Raw genomic sequence first — 18,077 nt, 5'->3', positions numbered from 1 at the left:
CGTGCTCGCCCATACAGCCCGCCACGCGCGGGCTGTTTTTTTGCATGGCACAAGAAATATTTACAACAAATTGACAACAAATTGGCGAAAGGTAGTGCTACGCTGATAAATGAAAATTCATTAATTCGCATGCATCCGGTTTCTCCGGCACCACATACCAGGAACAACACCATGCAGCTTGCAGGCAAGAAGGTCTTCATTACCGGCGGCACCGCCGGGATAGGTCTGGCACTGGCGGAGCAACTACTGGCGCAAGGTTGTCAGGTACTGGTCTGCGGGCGGGATCAACAGGTGCTGGACAAGCTGGCTGAGCGCTCCGGCCTGCACGCCTATCACTGCGACCTGGGCTGCCCAACACAGACCGCACAGCTCGCCGGGCGTTTGATGCAGGAGCATCCCGACCTTGCCGCCATTTTCAACAATGCCGGGGTGCAGCACGACTTCCAGCTGGCGCAAGGCCCGGCAGATCAGGTCGTTGCGCTGGCCGACAAGGAAACACGCATCAACTTTCTCGCTCCCGTGCAGCTCAATGCCTTGCTGATGGGCACGCTGATCGCGCAACCTGCGGCCCTGATCGTCAATATCACCTCACCGCTGGCCCTGGCACCCAAAAAATCGTCACCGCTCTACGGTGCCAGCAAGGCTGCGCTGCGCAGCTATACCAAATCACTGCGCTATCAGCTGGCCGAGTCACACCCGCACATTCGCGTGGTGGAGGTGCAACCGCCACTGGTCGATACCCGCATGGCACAGGGGCGTCGCGTGGGCAAAATCAGCCCCGAACAGGCCGCAACCGCCATGCTGCGTGCCATTGCGCGCGGTCAATCCGATATCTATGTCGGCAAGGCGCAGTTGATGCGCGCCATGTATCGCTGGCTGCCGGGGTTGACGGAAAAAATCGCCAGCACGTGGTGATGCGGCCACTGCAGCGCAAACGGTGACTATTCGCCTGACAAAGCCCTTGGCAGCCGGTAAAATCGCCGGTTTGAAATGCGGTAAAGCGAACCGGAACCGGATGCGCATCGTACGCGGCGTGCACGCCGCACAACTCCCCCCTACAGCACTGACTATCGGCAACTTTGATGGTCTGCATCTTGGCCACCGCGCCATGCTGGCTGAACTGCGCCGCGCCGCTGCTGCGCGCGGCCTTTGCACGGCCGTGCTTACCTTCGAGCCGCACCCGCGCGAGCTGTTCACCCCTGACACCGCCCCCACCCGCCTGACCAGCCTGCGCGAAAAGCTGGAACTGCTGGCAGCCGAGGGCATTGATTACCTGATCATTCAGCGCTTCAACCGCGCTTTTGCCGGCTGTGATGCGCTGACCTTCCGCGACGAAGTCGTCGCCAAACAGCTCAACGCCCGCTTTGTGCTGGTGGGTGATGACTTTCGCTTTGGCGCCAAGCGCGCCGGTGACTTTGCCCTGCTGTCGCAAGCCAGCAGCTTCGAGGTTGCCAGTCTGGACTCCATCCAGCTCGACGGCGAACGCATCTCTTCCACCGCCGTGCGCAAGGCACTGGCCGACGGCGACATGGAACGTGCGGCCCACCTGCTGGGCCGGCCGTATTCGATATCCGGCCAGGTCATCGACGGCGACAAGCTGGGCCGCGAGCTGGGCTTCCCGACCGCCAATATCCGCATGCGCCACAACCGCCCGCCCATGCTGGGCATTTACGTGGTGCGCGCGCACGGGCTGGAAGCCCCGGTCAATGGCGTAGCCAGCCTGGGCGTACGGCCCACCGTCAAGGGCGCGGGCGCCGCGCCGGTGCTGGAAGTGCATTTGTTCGACTTCAATCGGCAGATTTACCGCGAACACCTGCACGTCGATTTTCTGCACAAGCTGCGCGATGAAGCCAAGTTCGCCGGCCTGCCCGAGCTGATCACCCAGATCGGCCGCGATTGCGACGATGCGCGCGCCTGGTTTGCGCAGGAAACTGCTTGATGAAGTGGCTGCTCACACTGACGATGCTGGCAACCTTGGCCAGCCATGCTTGGGCCGATACCGTCACACTTGACGTGCCGGCAGGCGCCAAGCTGCAATGGAACGAAGCGCAAGCCCGCATCGGCAAGACCAGGCTTTACCAACCGGAGGAAAAGAGCGACGAGTGCGAAAGCGAAAACAGCCGCCAGCTCAAATCTGCAGTCGGCCCGGTGGTGAGCTTTATGGCCGTGGGCAATGGCTACTGCAAGGGCGCAGCACATCCGTGGGCCTCGCAAAGCTTTGAAGCCTATGACTCCCGCACCGGCAAGTTGCTGCCGATCACCGCCCTGTTTGATGAAGCCACCGTGCTGACCGCACTCAAGCAGGACAAGCTGGTGCGCAAGGCGCTGGCCGGCCAGAACGTCACCAGCCTGAAAGAACTGGCAGAAAAAGCTAATGGCGAGTGCGAGTTCACGCTTTACGGCATCGGAACCAGCTACGCCTTCCATCACATCAAGGACGGCAAAGTGGCCGTCCGCTTCGGCCTGTCGCACGGTTGCGAAGCCATGCGCGGCAATTTCACCCAGCTGGGTGTCTACCTGCCGATACCCCCACAGCTCAAACCCTGGCTGGATAGCGCGGAAAAACGCGGCTTGTTGATGAACAAGCTGGACAAATAAGCGCCCCGCCCTGAGATAATCCCTAAATATTCAGCGTTTTAACCCGAGTTCACCCATGGCCGACAACAAATACCCCGTCAATTTGCTCGATACACCGTTCCCCATGCGCGGCGACCTCGCCAAGCGCGAACCCGGTTTCCTCAAGCAATGGCAGGACATTCAGCTCTACAAGAAGCTGCGCGAAACGGCCAAGGCACAGAACCGCCCCAAGTTCGTGCTGCACGACGGCCCGCCCTATGCCAACGGTGAAATCCACCTGGGCCATGCGGTCAACAAGATCCTGAAAGACATCATCGTCAAATCCAAGAGCCTGTCCGGTTTTGACGCGCCCTACGTGCCAGGCTGGGATTGCCATGGCCTGCCGATCGAACACCAGATCGAAAAGATCACCAAGCTCGATAGCAAGGCCATCAAAGCCAACCCGGATATCCACGCCCGCATCGTTGAATACCGCAAGGCCAATGGCCTCGATCCGAAATCGACCGACCTGACCCCGGCCTTCATCCGCGAGCTGTGCCGTGATTACGCTGCCAAGCAGATCGATATCCAGCGCAAGGACTTCATCCGCCTCGGCATCATCGGTGACTGGGAAAATCCCTACCGCACCATGGACTTCAAGACCGAAGCCGATATCGTGCGCACGCTCGGCAAAATCCACGCCAACGGCTATATGGTGAAGGGCCAGAAGCCGGTGCACTGGTGCGTCGATTGCGGCTCGTCGCTGGCCGAAGCCGAAGTGGAATACGAGGACAAGGTATCGCCGGCCATCGACGTCGGTTTCCGCGTGGTGGATACCGCTGCGCTGTCCAAGGCCTTTGGTGGCGTCAATCTGCAAGACCAACCGGCCTACGCGGTGATCTGGACCACCACGCCGTGGACCCTGCCGGCCAACCAGGCCGTCACCGTGCACGCCGAGTTGGTCTATGACCTGATCGCCACGCCCAAGGGCCTGCTGATTCTGGCGCGCGATCTGGCAGAAGCCGCGCTCAAGCGCTACGACATCGACGCCAACGAAGTGATCGCCCAAGCCAAGGGCGCCGCGCTGGAAGGCCTGCAACTGCAGCACCCGTTCTACGAGCGCGTAGTGCCGGTCATCCTTGGCGACCACGTCACCACCGACGCCGGTACCGGCCTGGTACATACCGCTCCGGCACACGGTCTGGAAGACTATGTGGTGGGCCTGAAGTACAAGCTGCCGACTGACAACCCGGTTGCCAACAATGGTCGTTTCATCTCGACCACGCCGCTGTTCGCCGGCCAGAGCGTGTGGGAAGCCAACCCCAACGTACTCGCCACGCTGGAAGAACGTGGCGTGCTGCTGGCCAACAAGAAGCTGGAACACAGCTATCCGCATTGCTGGCGTCACCACACCCCGCTGATCTTCCGCGCGACCGCGCAATGGTTCATTGCGATGGAAAAGCCGGTCGACGGCAAGAGCATCCGCGATATCGCCAATCAGGCTGTAGCTGACACCGAATTCTTCCCGGCCTGGGGCCGGGCGCGGCTGGAAGCCATGATCGGCAACCGCCCGGACTGGTGCATCTCGCGCCAGCGCAACTGGGGCGTACCGATGACCTTCTTCATCCACAAGGAAAGCGGCGAACTGCACCCGCGCTCGGCCGAATTGCTGGAGCAAGTCGCCAAGCTGATCGAAAAAGACGGCATCGAAGCCTGGTTCAAGCTGGATGCTGCCGAATTGCTGGGCGCCGAAGCCGCCGACTACGACAAGCTGAAAGACACGCTGGACGTGTGGTTCGACTCCGGCGCCACCCATTACGCGGTGCTCAAGCAACGCGCCGAGCTGGCGTGGCCGGCCGACCTGTATCTGGAAGGCTCGGACCAGCATCGCGGCTGGTTCCAGTCGTCCCTGCTCACCGGCTGCGCCACCGAAGGCCGCGCGCCGTACAAACAATTGCTGACCCACGGCTTCACCGTCGATGAGAAGGGTCACAAGATGTCCAAGTCCAAGGGCAACGGCATCGAACCGCAGGAAATCTTCAACAGCATTGGCGCCGACATGCTGCGCCTGTGGGTGGCCAGCGCGGACTATTCGGGCGAAATGTCGCTGTCGCAGGAAATCCTCAAGCGCACCACCGATGCGTATCGCCGCATCCGCAATACCGTGCGCTTTCTGCTGTCCAACATCTCGGACTTCTCGGCGGCGCAAACGCTGCCGGTTGATCAGCTACTGACGCTGGACCGCTACGCACTGGTCGAGCTGGCCGCATTCCAGCAGCGCGTTACCGCGCTGTACGAGCGCTATGAATTCCACTCGGCAGTACAGGAAATCCACGCCTACTGCTCGGAAGAACTGGGTTCGTTCTACCTCGACATCATCAAGGACCGGCTGTACACCACCGGCGCCGATTCATCGGTACGCCGTTCGGCCCAGACTGCGCTGTGGCATATCACGCTGGCACTGACCAAGCTGCTGGCCCCGATCCTGTCGTTCACCGCGCATGAAGTGTGGGATGTACTGCTGCCGGCCAATCCGGGTGCGGAAGAAAACATCCAGCTGTCGACCTGGCATGCCGTACCGGCGGTGGCTGATGCCGCAACGCTCGCCAGCCAGTTTGCGCTGGTGCGCGAAGTGCGCACGCAAGTGCAGAAGGATATCGAAGTGCTGCGCGCCGACGGCAAGCTGGGCTCCAGCCTGCAGGCCGAGATCGCACTGACCGCCGCTGGCGACACTCTGGCTGCATTGCAAGCGCTGGGCGACGAGCTGAAATTCGTGCTGATCACCTCCAAGGCCGACGTGGCCGCCGGTGCCGATACAACCGTGGCCGTCACCCCGTCGGAAGCAGCCAAGTGCGAACGTTGCTGGCATTACACTCCAACGGTGGGCAGCCATGCCGATCATGCGGGCCTGTGCAGCCGCTGCTATGGCAACCTGTTCGGCCAAGGTGAGGCACGCCAGCATGCCTAAGCGTTTTCTGGCGTGGCTGGGTCTGGCGCTGGCGGTGATCGTACTCGATCAGGCCAGCAAGCATGCCATTGAGGCTGCGCTGCACCTTGGCGAAGCCCATTCCATCATTCCCGGCCTGTTCAACCTGACCCTGGCCTATAACCCCGGCGCGGCCTTTTCCTTCCTCGCCAACGCCGGCGGCTGGCAAAAGCACTTCTTTACCGTGCTGGCGCTGGGTGTATCGGTGTTCCTGGTGCTGCAGCTCAAAAAGCACCCGGAGCAGACTCGCTCCTCGCTGGCGTTCTCGCTCATCCTCGGTGGTGCGCTGGGCAACGTGATTGACCGCGTGCTGCTGGGTCATGTGATCGACTTCATCCAGGTCTACTATGGCCGCTGGTATTACCCGGCCTTCAACATTGCCGACTCGGCCATATGCGTAGGTGCCGCGCTGATGGTGTGGGAGAGCTTTGCCAGCCGCAAAAAGGACGCCGCATGAGCCATATGCAAATCATCCTCGCCCAGCCGCGCGGCTTCTGTGCCGGCGTGGATCGCGCCATTGCCATCGTCGAAACGGCGCTGACCCGCTTTGGCGCGCCGATCTACGTGCGGCATGAAGTAGTGCACAACAAGTTCGTCATTGAAGACCTCAAGGCCAAGGGCGCGATCTTTGTAGAAGAGCTGGCCGACGTGCCGGCCGGCAACACGGTGATTTTCTCGGCCCATGGCGTATCGCAAGCCGTGCGCGCCGAAGCCGCCGAGCGCGGCCTGACGGTGTACGACGCCACCTGCCCGCTGGTAACCAAGGTGCATCTGGAAGTAAAGCGGCTGCGCCAGCAAAGCTTCGAGATCGTGATGATCGGCCACAAAGGCCACCCGGAAGTCGAAGGCACCATGGGCCAGTCGGACGGCAACAACGGCATGTATCTGGTCGAGGATGCCGACGATGTGGCCGCCCTCAAGGTTACAGACCCGGACAAGCTGGCCTACGTGACGCAGACCACGCTATCGGTAGACGATGCACAAACCGTAATCGACGCGTTGCGCGCGCACTTCCCCAATATCGTCGGCCCCAAGAAAGACGACATCTGCTACGCCACGCAAAACCGCCAGGATGCTGTCAAGCAACTGGCGCGCGAGGTTGATCTGCTCATCGTGGTCGGCTCGCCCAACAGCTCCAACTCCAACCGCTTGCGCGAAGTCGGCGCCAATCTGGGCATTGCGTCCTATATGGTCGACAACGAAAGCGAACTGCAGGCCGAGTGGTTTGCCAACCATGTCAAAGTCGGGATAACCGCCGGCGCCTCGGCACCGGATATCCTGGTGCAGCGGGTGATCGAACGCATCAAGGAATATGGTGCGGAATCGGTAACACCGATGAGCGGCATCGAGGAAAACGTGGTGTTCTCTCTACCCAAAGGGCTGGCCTGAGCACGTAAAACCAGAACCGGGTGGAGCAGCAGATTGATGCCGGTGTACCCACTACAACCGCCACGAAGAAAGATGGCTGCTTCTTCACCATGCCACGTACAGCGCCCTATTGGACATCAAGTGCTTCAACCAGCTCGCTGAAGGCAAGTGCTGCAGCCGGGGAAACCAGCGCAGCACGCACCTGCAGATCACGTGAGAGTGCACGCATCTGCCAGCGAATTTCATTCTGGATGGCATCAACCTCATATAACAGACTCGCAGGCGCCTGATTGAGGCCCACACTGCAATCGCCATCCGCGCTGCAATACATGCCGACACCGGTACTCATCAATGCCTGCTGAATATGGGTAAAGCGACGCTTGACCCGATCCAGCATCGCTCGCGTTTCACCGGCATCCTGCCCGGATGTGCGCTGGCATGCATTGATCAGATGCCGGACCGACTCGATACGCTCAAACAGGGTGCTCAGCATCATGCTGGTCAGCTCAACCGGCACCGGGGTCTCTTCCCCGAGCATGTCCAGCTCCAGCCCTGCAGATAATGCTGCAATCAGCTCGGGGCCATATTCACCTGGCACCAGCTTGACCACCAGCGCCATGCGTTCCAGCGGTCGATCGTAGTGCTCCGAAAGCGCCGCGATCATTTCTGCAATCGATATGATCTGACCCGGTAACGAAAGCTGTCCCGCGGTCAGACCGCGCGGGTAGCCACCGCCGCTGGCCCGCTCGTGATGCTCGAGTATGGCAATACCGACGGCCTGGGGCATGCCGCACACATCACACGCCAGCTTCTGGCCGATGACTGGATGCGCAGCGATCTTGCGCCAGTCGCTCTCTGCCAACTCGCTGTCTTCATCTTCAAGATAGCGCCGTTCAATATACAATTCGCCGATATCGTGCAGCAAGCTTGCCATCGCAACAGTGCGCATGATTTCCGCACCGCATTTCATCCTCCGTGCAATGGCCAGGCTAATCAGCATCACCAGTAAATAGTGCTTTAACCCGTGCCTGTCCTGCGCAGCCGCCACATCGAGCAAGCCCAGTGTTGCAGGACGCAGCGGTATTTCCTGCACCACACTAAGTACGCTGGAATGATCAAACAGTGCCTTGAGCTTGCTGTTTTCCTCGAACAAGGCACGGGCATCATCATGCAAGCGTTGTGAATCCGTCCCGTTTTGCACACGGATACAGCTTTCAAGCGGTTTTTTCAGCTTGTGGACAATCAGCCGGTCATGCATGTCGGCACCGATGCGGGCACCTTTGGCAACCAGCTTGATGCCGCTGGCACTGTAAATATCCTCGCTCGCCTCCACCCCCTGCGTTTCGGACACGCGTACAACGCGATCCAGATAATGCGGATTTACCGGATTTAAGACGATATCGTCTTCCATACCATATCCTGAACAGCAGCCCGCAGGCCTTCCTGTCTAGTTATAGTATGAACTTGAGCATCGCCCCAGTCGTACTAATCAGCAGACGGTAAGGCTGAAGGAACCACCGTTTCACCTTCCAGCCGCACCTGCTCGATTTCATTGAAGCGGCGCGAAATCTTCTCGCTGGTGATCGATACCTGCTGCGCATCGTCGTGCGCCTGGCGGATGTGCATGGCGAGCTTCTTCATGCGTTCGTCGAAACGGCCAAACTCCTGCCCCAAGCGGCCCAGCGCCTCCTTGATGATGTGCACCTGCTTGCGCGTTTCCACATCCTTGATCACCGCACGCGCGGTATTGAGCACGGCCATCAAGGTGGTGGGTGACACGATCCACACCCGTTTGCTCATCGCCAGCTCGACCAGATCGGGATGATAGGCGTGGATTTCAGCGAACACCGCCTCGGCCGGGACGAACATCACCGCGCCATCCGCCGTCACATTGGGGATGATGTATTTGCTGGAAATGTCGTCGATATGCTTCTTGATGTCGGCCTTGAACGCGCGCGTGGCCACCGTGCGGTCGCCACCCGGTTCGAACATGCGGTGGTAGTTCTCCAGCGGGAACTTGGCATCGACCGCCACAGTGCCGGTCGGCTCGGGCAGCTTGAGCAGGCAATCGACACGCGTGCCGTTGGGCAATACCGACTGCAGCTCGTACACCTGATTGGGCAGCACATTGCTGACCAGATGCTCCAGCTGTACCTCGCCAAAGGCGCCGCGCGAGCGCTTGTCGCCCAGCAGTTCCTGCAGGCTGACCACATTGCTGGTCAGGCCGTCGATCTTCTTTTGCGCTTCGTCGATGGTGGCCAGGCGTGCCATGACGCTGGCAAATGTTTCGTTGGTTTTCTTGAAGCCCTCGTCCAGCCGCTCGGTCACCTTGCCGGAGATTTCCGCCAACCGGCCATCGGCCGTCTTGGTCAGCTCACCCACCGACTGGGTGAGCTGCTGTGCCGAGTTGGTCAACATGGTCTGGATCATTTCCATTTCACGCTTCGATTGCTCGGCCAGCATCTGGCCCAGCTTGAGCAGTACATCCTCGCGCAGCTGGTCCTGCTTGCTTTGCAGCGCTTCGGAGATTTGCCCCAGCTGCTGTGTGGTGCTCTCGCGGCTTTCGCTCAGCGCGGTGGTCAGCGCCAGCCGCAAGGTGGACAGCGATTCGGTCTGCGCGGTCTGCAGCCTTGCCATGGCCTCGCGGGTGGCGTTCAGCTCACGCCCCACCCCGTCGCGCAGGCGATCAAAACTCTCGTTGACGGCGTCACGCATTCGCTCGCTGGAACGGTTGACCGTATCGGTCAGCAGGCTGCCATGCTGAGCCAGCGCAGCGTGTTGCGCCTCGCTCTGACGGCTCAGGCCCTCGTGCAGATTGCCCAGCATTTCACGGTGACGCGCTTCCAGCTCCTGGCCCAGCAACTCCAGCGCGGCCTGCTGGCCCCGGGTCAGTTGCTGCAAACGTACGGCGACCAGTACCCCGGCCAGCAGCACGACCAGGGTGGTAATTCCAAACAACGATTCGAGCATAAAAGCGCCTTTCCGGATTCAGCATGGAATTTTAAGCCAATTGCAATGCCAAGGTGTCGTCGCCGCAAACAACTTCGCTCGTTTAGAATGGCGCAAGTGAGATCAAGGAGCATCGCCATGACGCAGGCCCGTATCGCCCCCAGCATTCTGTCCGCTGATTTTGCCCGGCTGGGCGAGGAAGTGAAGAACGTGATCGCCGCCGGTGCGGACCTGATCCACTTCGACGTGATGGACAACCATTACGTGCCCAACCTCACCATCGGCCCGCTGGTGTGCGAGGCCATCAAGCCTTATGCCACCGTGCCCATCGACGTCCACCTGATGGTCAGCCCGGTGGACCGCATCGTGCCGGACTTTGCCAAGGCCGGCGCCGACATCATCACCTTCCATCCAGAAGCCTCGTCGCATATCGACCGCACCCTGGGCCTGATCAAGCACCACGGCTGCCAGGCCGGCCTGGTATTCAACCCGGCCACCCCGCTGGATTACCTCGACTACGTGCTCGACAAGGTAGACATGGTGCTGCTGATGTCGGTCAACCCCGGCTTCGGCGGCCAGTCCTTCATCCCGGCCATGCTGGACAAGGCCCGCGCCTGCCGCGCCAGGCTGGATGCCTACAAGGCACGCAGCGGCCGGCATATCCATCTGGAAATCGATGGCGGCGTGAAGATCGACAATATCGGCGACATTGCTTCGGCCGGGGTGGATACCTTTGTTGCCGGATCGGCCATTTTCGGCCACGCCAACTATGCGCAGATCATCGGCGACATGAAAGCCGAGATCGAGCGCGCCACCCGCTAAGAGCCGCCAACAAAACCCTGCCGGCGGCGTTACGCTCACTGGCCGTACGGTTTGTACTGTCTGCGTTTCGCGTGCCTTGCCAGCACCGCTACACTGGGTTTTGTTAGCGGCTCTCAACACCTGTTCACCCGCAGCCAGCCATGCTGGCTGCCCTCTACCCCTGCCCTGCCATGCCCATACAAGCAATCGCTTTTGACCTCGACGGCACCCTGATCGATTCGGTGCACGACCTTGCCCGCGCGGCCAACCTTGCACGCGCCGACGCCGGCCTCGCCCCGTTGGAGGTGGATGCCGTTGCCAGCTACGTTGGCGATGGCGCCGCCAGCCTGGTTGCCCGTACCTTGGCCGATGACCACCACGCCGAGTTCACCGGCAGCGAGCTGCAGCGCGCCGCCATGGGCAACTTCGACCGCCACTACAAGGCCGGGCTGAAGATCGCCACCGAGTTCTATCCGCAGGTGCAGCACACGCTGGCCGAGCTGCACGCTGCCGGCTATCCGCTCGCCATCGTCACCAACAAACCCGAGCGCTATACCCTGCCGCTACTGGAACTACTGGGCATCCACGAGCGTTTTGACTGCGTGGTGGCAGGCGACACGCTACCGCAAAAGAAACCGGCCGCCGAGCCGCTGCTGCACGCCGCAGCCGCGTTGAACGTGCCGGCTCAAGCGCTGCTGATGGTCGGTGACTCCAAGAACGACCTGCTGGCCGCACGCGCTGCAGGCAGCCCGGTGGTCATGGTCGATTATGGCTATGGCGAGAATGTGGCCGCACTGGGGGCAGATGCGCTGATTTCGGCGTTCGATGAGCTGCCAGCGGTACTGGCAGCCTTGAATACGACGGTCTGAAGCCACCGCACGCCGCTGGCCTTGATCAGATCTTCAAAGACTCGATCAGGGCCAGCTCATCATCGGTAAACCCCGCCTCCAGCCGTGCGGGATAGTTGAGTGCACCACGAAATGCCGGCGCGTCATAGTCGCGTAGCAGTTGCACGAAGGTGGCTACCGGTTCCAGCCCGCGCTGCGCGCAGCACCAGTGGAACCATCGGTTGCCGATCTGCACGTGGCCGATTTCATCACGCAGGATGATGTCGAGGATTTCACAGGCGCGTTTGTCACCGGCACCGGCAAACTTGCCCCGGATCGGCGGCGTGGCATCCAGCCCGCGCGCTTCCAGAATGCGCGGCACCAGCGCCATGCGCACCAGCACGTCATCGGCGGTTTTGACCGCCATGTCCCACAGTCCGTCGTGCGCCGGGAAATCACCATAGTCATAACCCAGCGTGCGCAGATGCTCGCGCAGCAGGCTGAAATGCAGTGCCTCTTCACGCGCCACCTGCAGCCAGTCGGCTACGTAGTCGGCCGGCATGTCGCGAAAGCGGTGCACGGCATCCAGCGCGAGATTGATGGCGTTGAATTCGATGTGCGCAATGGCGTGCAGCAGTGCCGCGCGCCCTTCCTTGCTGCTGACCTTGCGCTGCACCAGCTCGGCCGGCGGCACCAGCTGCGGGCGTTCCGGCCGGCCTGGACAGGTGACCCGCATATAGGGTACCGGCTCGGCATCTGCCAGCAGATCGGGGTAAATCCCGCGCGCCAGCGCGGCTTTGCGCAGCGGGTCAGTCTCTTGCAGCGCCGTCAACACCGCGCCATGCAACGATTTCAAATCAGTTCCCATACGACATTGTAATTATTGCACTTCATGACGGTCGAATAGTTACGGGCTTGTGCCGCGCGTGAATTTTAAGATGACGATTCCACCCGCCGTCTCTGCCTGTTGCGCACGGCGTTTTTTCAGGAGCAATACGATGCCAGCAACCACCGTCAATCCGCGTGAAATCCGCCTCAAACTCGGCATGAACCAGCAGGAATTCTGGGGCAGGATCGGCGTTACGCAAAGCGGCGGCTCGCGTTACGAGAGTGGCCGTGCCATGCCCAAGCCGGTGCAGGAGCTGCTGCGCGTGGTGCACGTCGAGCGCATCGACCTGGCCCAGATCGGCAAGGATGATGTCGCCGTGCTGCGCTACCTCAAGCAACACCGCCCCGAGCTCTATACCCTGCTGCTGGAAGCGGCCAGCGCCGAACCAGCCAGCAACGATGCAGCGCGCCCTGCGGCGCATTGAGCCGGTGTGCGCCGCGCCACTGACGAGGCGTCCTTTCTCGCAGTGGCCGGAATCCCGTGCCTCAAAGGCACTCAGGTACTGAGCTTGACCACATAGCCCAGCGCCTCAATCCGCTGTGCCAGCGCCTGCATCCAGTCTGCGGGCGCTGCCTGCAGCCGTGCGGCTTCCGGCTGCATGGACGGGCGTGCCAACCCGTATAGCAACACCCCCCGCAGCAGGATGCCTTGCTCGCGTAGCTCACGCAGGTAATCGCAGTAGGCATCCAGCTCCGCGTCCGTCGGCAGCGCGCCATCCAGTGCGAACATGCAGGTCTGCAGCCAGGTCGGACAGGCGGCACAGGCGGCGGCAAGATGGCGGGTGACCGCATCGCGCTTGAGGTTGATCTGGTTGGTGATGCTGAAGCCATCGACCGGCGCCCGATCAACCTTGAACCACACCTCCCCGCCCAAGGTTGCCATCAGACGCGCAGCCGCCTGCACCGGTTCACGATAGAACTGGCTGCCGTTGCTGATCAGCACCAGCTTGATCTTGCCTGCCAGCTGGTAGCGCGTTATCGCACGCTCGACGATCGCCAGTGCCTCGGGGAAAGCGTCGCTCATGGTCGGCTCACCGTTGCCGGAGAACGCGATGTCGTTCAGGCGGCGTGTCCCTTCCGGCACGCGGCGGGTCATGAAGTCGCCCAGCACGATATCGTCCAGCATCTGCGTCAGCTCGGCTTCGAGCTGCGCCAGATCGATAGCCGGCGGGCCACCGCGCTGCAAATCGGGCACCTGGCAATACAGGCAGCGCCAGTTGCAAGCGTTATTGGGGTTCAGGTTGATACCGACCGAAACACCACCGGCTCGGCGCGAAATCACCGGGTAAACGTAAACAAAGCCGGCGCTGTCGCGGTCGTGGTTATCCACGCGCAGCGGCTGCACCGTTTTTCCTTCAACTTGCATTGGCTCTCTTGGCCCGGATCAGCAACACGGGCAATGTAGTCTGGTGCATCACACCTTCGGCCACGCTGCCCAGCAGCAGGTGGGTCAAGCCGCCGTAACCGTGTGTGCCCATGACGATGACTTCCGCGCCCCATTTGAGCGCGTCTTCAACAATGGTTTTGGCCAGATTGCCGCCCCAGGCTTCCAGCAGTTCGCCTTCCACCGTCACCCCGGCTTGCTGCATGCGTTCGGTCTGCGTCGCCAGCGTGCGCTTGCCGGCACTGCGCAGCGCCTCCTGCAATTGCGGTACGTCGAGGAACTCGTTGGCGCTCCAGGCAAATTGCGCCAGATCAATCACGTGCACCAGGCGCACTTTGGCCTGTTGATCCTTGGCAAAACGCGCGGCTTCCTGCAAGGCAGCGGCGCAGGTTTCGCTATCGTCTACCGGCACCAGAATTTTCTGATACATCGCACTCTCCTTGGGGTTTGTGCCTGTTTTCAGTCTAGCAGAAGGGGCGCGGCACGGGTTGCGGCGGTACCTTTCACACTTTACACTCCGCTTACCCCGTTATCTGCTGCCGCCATGTCCCGCCTCAAACTCGATCTGCCCGCACACTGCGATCATGCAACGTGCATCGCCGTGCGCATTACCGATCTCAACTATGGCGGCCACCTTGCCAACCAGGCTCTACTGGCCCTGATGCAGGAGGCGCGCGTCGGTTTTCTTGCAGCATTAGGGTTTTCCGAGCTGGGCAGTGATACCCTTCCCGGGATTATTCTGGCGGACGTGGCCGTGGTATATCGCAGTGAAGCGTTTGCCGGAGAACAGTTGACGTTTGAACTGGCAGCCGATGAAATGGGGCGTAGCAGCTTCGATCTGTACTACCGCATCCGCGCAGCAGAACGCGAAGTTGCCCAAGCCAAAACCAGTATCGTTTTTTTTGATTACGCCAAACGCAAAAGCGTGGCCATACCGGCAGCCTTTATTGAGGCGCTACAGGGATTAAGGGAAGCAAAATCATGAAGAAATATGCCAATAACAGCCCGGAAGCCCTGGCACGCATCCTGGTGATGCAAATGAGTTGCGACGGCAACTTCGACCCGGCTGAGCTGGATGAGCTGGAACACCTGCACATGTATGAAGCACTGGGCATCAGCCGCAAGGACTTCATCACCGTACTGCAGGATTACCTGAACGATCTGTCCGACGAAGCCGACGATGCCGGCCAGATCAAGCTGATTGACCGCGAGCGCATCGATCTGCTGCTTGATGCCGTCGATGACCCCAAAAAGCGCCTGCTGGTTGCTGCGCTGGCGTTGGACCTCTCCAAGGCCGATGACGATTTCAGCGAAGCCGAGCTGGCCGTGTTCCGCCACATGCTGGGCCGCTGGCACATCAGCCTGGAGCAGCTGCAAGCCGCTTTTGCCGCAAATTAAGCCACTGCGCCCCCGCCCTGTTCGATCCGGTTTGGCCGTTCTTACGGCCAAACCTATAACGACATCATCAGCAGCCCCAAGGAACAGGCATGACCTGGCTTGACCAATTCCATACCAGCATGGAGCGCACCTTGCTCCCCACGCTTGGGCGCAAGTTTGCCTTCATCTACCTGTTCGCGCTGTTTCCGCTGGCCATCCTGGTATCGACTTACGTCGCCGGGGGCGAGCTGACCGCACTGGCAGCCCGCCTGAAACTGGACGCTGCCGCCACGCGCGAGCTGGTCGCCGCGCTGGACGGCATCCAGCTGCTGGCTTGGGTGGCACTCGTGCTGACCGCGGTGCTGGTGACCATACAGTGCGTGTATTTCAATTACTGGATCACCCGCCCCATCCGCAACATCACCACCGTGCTGGAAGGTGTGGCGCGCGGCGACGGGGATCTGTCGACCGATGTACCGGTCATTACCAGCGATGAAATCGCCCGGCTGGGCCAGACCTGCAATGCCTTCCTGGCCAAGCAGCGCGAAATCATTTCCAGCGTGCAGACCATGACGGTCGGCATTGCACTGGAAGCCGCCAAGTCGATGAAGAACATCAAGGATTCGGCCAGCTCCACCCAGCAGCAGGATAGTCTGGCGCAAAAGGTGGTCGGCGCCAGCAATGAAACGACCCACGGCATCAATGCCGTTACGCAGCGCACGCAGAATATTTCCGAAACCACCGCTGGCAATCTGGAGCTGGCGCGTGAATCCTATGCCGAACTGCAGGACGTCACCCAGCGCATCAATGCCATCACCGGCAAGATCGCCAACTTCAATACCACCGTGCACGGGCTGAACCGCAGTTCGTCCAACATCAAGTCCATTGTTGATCTGATCAAGGAAATCTCCGGCCAGACCAATCTGCTGGCACTCAACGCCGCCATCGAGGCAGCCCGCGCCGGCGAAGCCGGCCGAGGCTTTGCCGTGGTGGCCGACGAGGTGCGCAAACTGGCCGACAAGGTAGGCCTCGCCACCGACGACATCTCGCACAATATCGACAGCATGCTGAACCAGGTGGCCGAGACGCTCACCGAAACCGAGCAGATCAATCACGATGCGCGCCTGACGCACGAAGTAGTGGGCAAGGCATCGGCACAGTTCGCCAAGATGATGAGCGACTTCGAAACCACCAATGACGCGCTGCACGGCATTGCCGGCACGCTGGAGGAGTTCTCGCAGGCCAACAATCTGGTCAACGCCAATGTGTCGGAAATCCATCAGCTGTCGCTGGCGGTCAACGAGCGCATGACGCGCTCGGCGCAATCGTCGCAAGACCTGGCCAGTGCCGCCGAGCGCGTGCAGGAAATGATAGGCCGCTTTGTGGTTGGCCAGGGCGAGCTGGATGCAGCCATCCAGCGTTGTGGCCGTTTCCGCGACCAGGTTGCGGCACGCATCGAGGAGTTCCGCCGCCGTGGTGTGAACGTGTTCGACCAGAATTACCAGGCCATTGCCGGCAGCAACCCCGCCAAATACCGCACCAGCTACGACCAGTTGTTCGAGAAGGAAATCCAGCCGCTGTACGACCAGCTGGTGAAGGAAACCAACGGTGGCAAGTTCTCGCTCGCGGTTGATGCCAACGGCTATGGCCCCACGCACAACAGCTGGTATTCCAAACCGCAAACCGGCGACAAGGCCACCGACCTCGTCAACAGCCGCGACAAGCGCATCTTCAACGATCCGGCCGGCCTGCGTGCCGCGCGCAATACGCAGCGCTTCCTGCTGCAGACCTATGTGCGCGATACCGGCGAGATCATGACCGAGCTGGATGTGCCCATTGTCGTCGATGGCCGTCACTGGGGCGGCCTGCGGCTTGGCCTCGACGGCAGCGTATTCACGCAAACCGGCAAGTGAGCAACGCTCCGCACGACGCGGCCGTGGCCGGCGACCTGCTCTGCAGCATGGCACCGGTGATCAACGAAGAAGTAAGCGTGCTGGTGCTGGGCAGCCTGCCCGGCACCGCCTCGCTGGCCGCACAGGCGTACTATGCGCACCCGCGCAATGCCTTCTGGCCCATCATGGCCGAACTCACCGGCCAGCCGCTGCCCGCCCTGCCTTATGCCGAGCGCCTGCCCTTGCTGTTGCAACATGGGGTCGGCCTGTGGGACGTGGTCGGCCAGGCGCAGCGCAAGGGCAGCCTCGACGGCAATCTGCGCGACGTTGCCACCAACCCGCTGGCAGCCCTGATTGCCACCCTGCCCCGACTGCAAGCGGTCGCCTTCAACGGCCAGACCGCCTGGAAGCTGGGCCACCGGCAGCTGCCAGCCGGGTTGGCCCACTACGCATTGCCATCGACCAGCCCGGCGTTGACCTCTGCATTCAGCGAGAAACTGCAGGCCTGGTCGGTACTGCTGCCTCATCTGGCCACCTCCAAGGCCCGTTGAAGCGGTGCCGGCAAGGCGCGCTGAACGCAAACAGCACTCGGTCTGCATCACCACTTACCAGAACTGCCCGAACGGCTGAACGTTCACCCCATGCTGCAGGCCGCTACGTGCAGCAGCAAAAAGCCCCGCCTGAGCGGGGCTTTTTTGTTTGCCCTGACCCGTCCTGAAATACGTTGACACTTTTCCCCTCACACAAGGACAAGTGTCATGGAATCAAAGATCAAGCGCACACAACGGGACTACACCCTCGCCTTCAAACTGGCTGTCGTTGAACAGGTCGAAAAAGGCCAGCTTACCTATAAACAGGCCCAAGCCTGCTACGGCATCCAAGGCCGCTCCACCGTCCTGACCTGGTTACGCAAGCATGGGCGACAAGACTGGCGAACTGCGGCATCCTTGGCGGTGATGACCATCGACCAAGACCCCAAACCGCTCACGCCGGAGCAACAGATCAAGGCGCTGCAAGTCCAGCTGGCAGAAGCACAAGAGAAAGCCAAG

The 18,077-nt window shown here is 61.1% G+C and carries 18 protein-coding genes and 1 pseudogene; 14 read left to right on the top strand and 5 right to left on the bottom strand.

Annotated elements, in window-relative coordinates; genetic code table 11:
- The first annotated feature begins 171 nt into the window (after positions 1 to 171).
- The 6 genes from B9A19_RS15765 (at position 172) to ispH (ending at position 6,931) form a co-directional block, all read left to right on the top strand.
- Entirely contained in the window at positions 172 to 915 is a 744-nt protein-coding gene (locus tag B9A19_RS15765; protein WP_176216966.1) for an SDR family oxidoreductase, read from the top strand.
- 100 nt (positions 916 to 1,015) lie between these two features.
- Positions 1,016 to 1,939 (top strand): bifunctional riboflavin kinase/FAD synthetase, encoded by a 924-nt coding sequence (locus tag B9A19_RS15760; RefSeq protein ID WP_084091938.1) that lies wholly within the window; start codon positions 1,016 to 1,018, stop codon positions 1,937 to 1,939.
- The gene (locus tag B9A19_RS15755) at positions 1,939 to 2,598 is read left to right on the top strand and encodes a hypothetical protein (protein ID WP_084091937.1); all 660 of its coding nucleotides are present in this window, start codon (positions 1,939 to 1,941) and stop codon (positions 2,596 to 2,598) included. The genes B9A19_RS15760 and B9A19_RS15755 overlap by 1 nt, the downstream gene beginning before the upstream one ends.
- Positions 2,599 to 2,653: 55 nt before the next feature.
- Entirely contained in the window at positions 2,654 to 5,524 is a 2,871-nt protein-coding gene (ileS, locus tag B9A19_RS15750; protein ID WP_084091936.1) for an isoleucine--tRNA ligase, read from the top strand.
- The gene (lspA, locus tag B9A19_RS15745) at positions 5,517 to 5,999 is read left to right on the top strand and encodes a signal peptidase II (protein ID WP_217807090.1); all 483 of its coding nucleotides are present in this window, start codon (positions 5,517 to 5,519) and stop codon (positions 5,997 to 5,999) included. Before ileS ends, lspA begins: the two co-directional genes overlap by 8 nt.
- Positions 5,996 to 6,931: a 4-hydroxy-3-methylbut-2-enyl diphosphate reductase gene (ispH, locus tag B9A19_RS15740; protein WP_217807089.1), complete on the top strand. Its 936-nt coding sequence runs from the start codon at positions 5,996 to 5,998 to the stop codon at positions 6,929 to 6,931. The genes lspA and ispH overlap by 4 nt, the downstream gene beginning before the upstream one ends.
- A 106-nt stretch (positions 6,932 to 7,037) precedes the next feature.
- Here the strand turns inward: ispH and B9A19_RS15735 are convergent, their stop codons facing one another.
- Positions 7,038 to 8,321, bottom strand: coding sequence for an HD-GYP domain-containing protein (locus tag B9A19_RS15735; protein ID WP_084091934.1), 1,284 nt, complete (start codon positions 8,319 to 8,321; stop codon positions 7,038 to 7,040).
- Positions 8,322 to 8,395: 74 nt separating this feature from the next.
- Positions 8,396 to 9,880 carry a DNA recombination protein RmuC gene (locus tag B9A19_RS15730; protein WP_084091933.1) on the bottom strand — a complete coding sequence of 495 codons (1,485 nt, stop codon included), beginning with the start codon at positions 9,878 to 9,880 and terminating at the stop codon, positions 8,396 to 8,398.
- Between the two features lie 117 nt (positions 9,881 to 9,997).
- On the opposite strand from B9A19_RS15730, the gene rpe reads away from it, so the two are divergent.
- On the top strand, positions 9,998 to 10,681 hold the full coding sequence (gene rpe / locus B9A19_RS15725; protein WP_084091932.1) for a ribulose-phosphate 3-epimerase: 684 nt from the start codon (positions 9,998 to 10,000) through the stop codon (positions 10,679 to 10,681).
- Positions 10,682 to 10,851: 170 nt separating this feature from the next.
- Positions 10,852 to 11,529, top strand: a complete 678-nt coding sequence (locus B9A19_RS15720; protein ID WP_176216965.1) for a phosphoglycolate phosphatase — start codon at positions 10,852 to 10,854, stop codon at positions 11,527 to 11,529.
- Positions 11,530 to 11,554: 25 nt separating this feature from the next.
- Here the strand turns inward: B9A19_RS15720 and B9A19_RS15715 are convergent, their stop codons facing one another.
- Positions 11,555 to 12,343, bottom strand: a complete 789-nt coding sequence (locus B9A19_RS15715; protein WP_245804358.1) for a ferritin-like domain-containing protein — start codon at positions 12,341 to 12,343, stop codon at positions 11,555 to 11,557.
- Positions 12,344 to 12,485: 142 nt separating this feature from the next.
- Here B9A19_RS15715 and B9A19_RS15710 point away from each other — a divergent pair, with 142 nt between their 5' ends.
- The gene (locus B9A19_RS15710) at positions 12,486 to 12,800 is read left to right on the top strand and encodes a helix-turn-helix domain-containing protein (RefSeq protein ID WP_084091929.1); all 315 of its coding nucleotides are present in this window, start codon (positions 12,486 to 12,488) and stop codon (positions 12,798 to 12,800) included.
- Positions 12,801 to 12,871: 71 nt separating this feature from the next.
- Here B9A19_RS15710 and B9A19_RS15705 read toward each other — a convergent pair whose 3' ends face one another.
- Positions 12,872 to 13,741: a radical SAM protein gene (locus B9A19_RS15705; protein WP_084091928.1), complete on the bottom strand. Its 870-nt coding sequence runs from the start codon at positions 13,739 to 13,741 to the stop codon at positions 12,872 to 12,874.
- Entirely contained in the window at positions 13,731 to 14,189 is a 459-nt protein-coding gene (locus B9A19_RS15700; protein ID WP_084091927.1) for a universal stress protein, read from the bottom strand. The genes B9A19_RS15705 and B9A19_RS15700 overlap by 11 nt, the downstream gene beginning before the upstream one ends.
- A 114-nt stretch (positions 14,190 to 14,303) precedes the next feature.
- Between B9A19_RS15700 and B9A19_RS15695 the strand changes: the two genes are divergently transcribed.
- From B9A19_RS15695 to B9A19_RS15675, 5 genes and pseudogenes are all read left to right on the top strand, one after another.
- On the top strand, positions 14,304 to 14,744 hold the full coding sequence (locus B9A19_RS15695) for an acyl-CoA thioesterase (protein ID WP_084091925.1): 441 nt from the start codon (positions 14,304 to 14,306) through the stop codon (positions 14,742 to 14,744).
- Complete coding sequence (locus B9A19_RS15690; RefSeq protein WP_084091923.1) at positions 14,741 to 15,157, top strand: hypothetical protein; 417 nt, start codon at positions 14,741 to 14,743, stop codon at positions 15,155 to 15,157. The genes B9A19_RS15695 and B9A19_RS15690 overlap by 4 nt, the downstream gene beginning before the upstream one ends.
- A gap of 89 nt (positions 15,158 to 15,246) precedes the next feature.
- The gene (locus tag B9A19_RS15685) at positions 15,247 to 17,049 is read left to right on the top strand and encodes a methyl-accepting chemotaxis protein (protein ID WP_084091921.1); all 1,803 of its coding nucleotides are present in this window, start codon (positions 15,247 to 15,249) and stop codon (positions 17,047 to 17,049) included.
- Positions 17,046 to 17,579, top strand: a complete 534-nt coding sequence (locus B9A19_RS15680) for a DNA-deoxyinosine glycosylase (protein WP_245804357.1) — start codon at positions 17,046 to 17,048, stop codon at positions 17,577 to 17,579. Before B9A19_RS15685 ends, B9A19_RS15680 begins: the two co-directional genes overlap by 4 nt.
- A gap of 207 nt (positions 17,580 to 17,786) precedes the next feature.
- Positions 17,787 to 18,077, top strand: a pseudogene (locus tag B9A19_RS15675) (IS3 family transposase); the annotation flags it as partial.

This window comes from Andreprevotia lacus DSM 23236 (assembly GCF_900176275.1).
GTDB lineage: Bacteria > Pseudomonadota > Gammaproteobacteria > Burkholderiales > Chitinibacteraceae > Andreprevotia > Andreprevotia lacus.
Note: the sequence above shows the minus strand (reverse complement) of the source record. Positions and strands in the feature narration are given on the sequence as shown.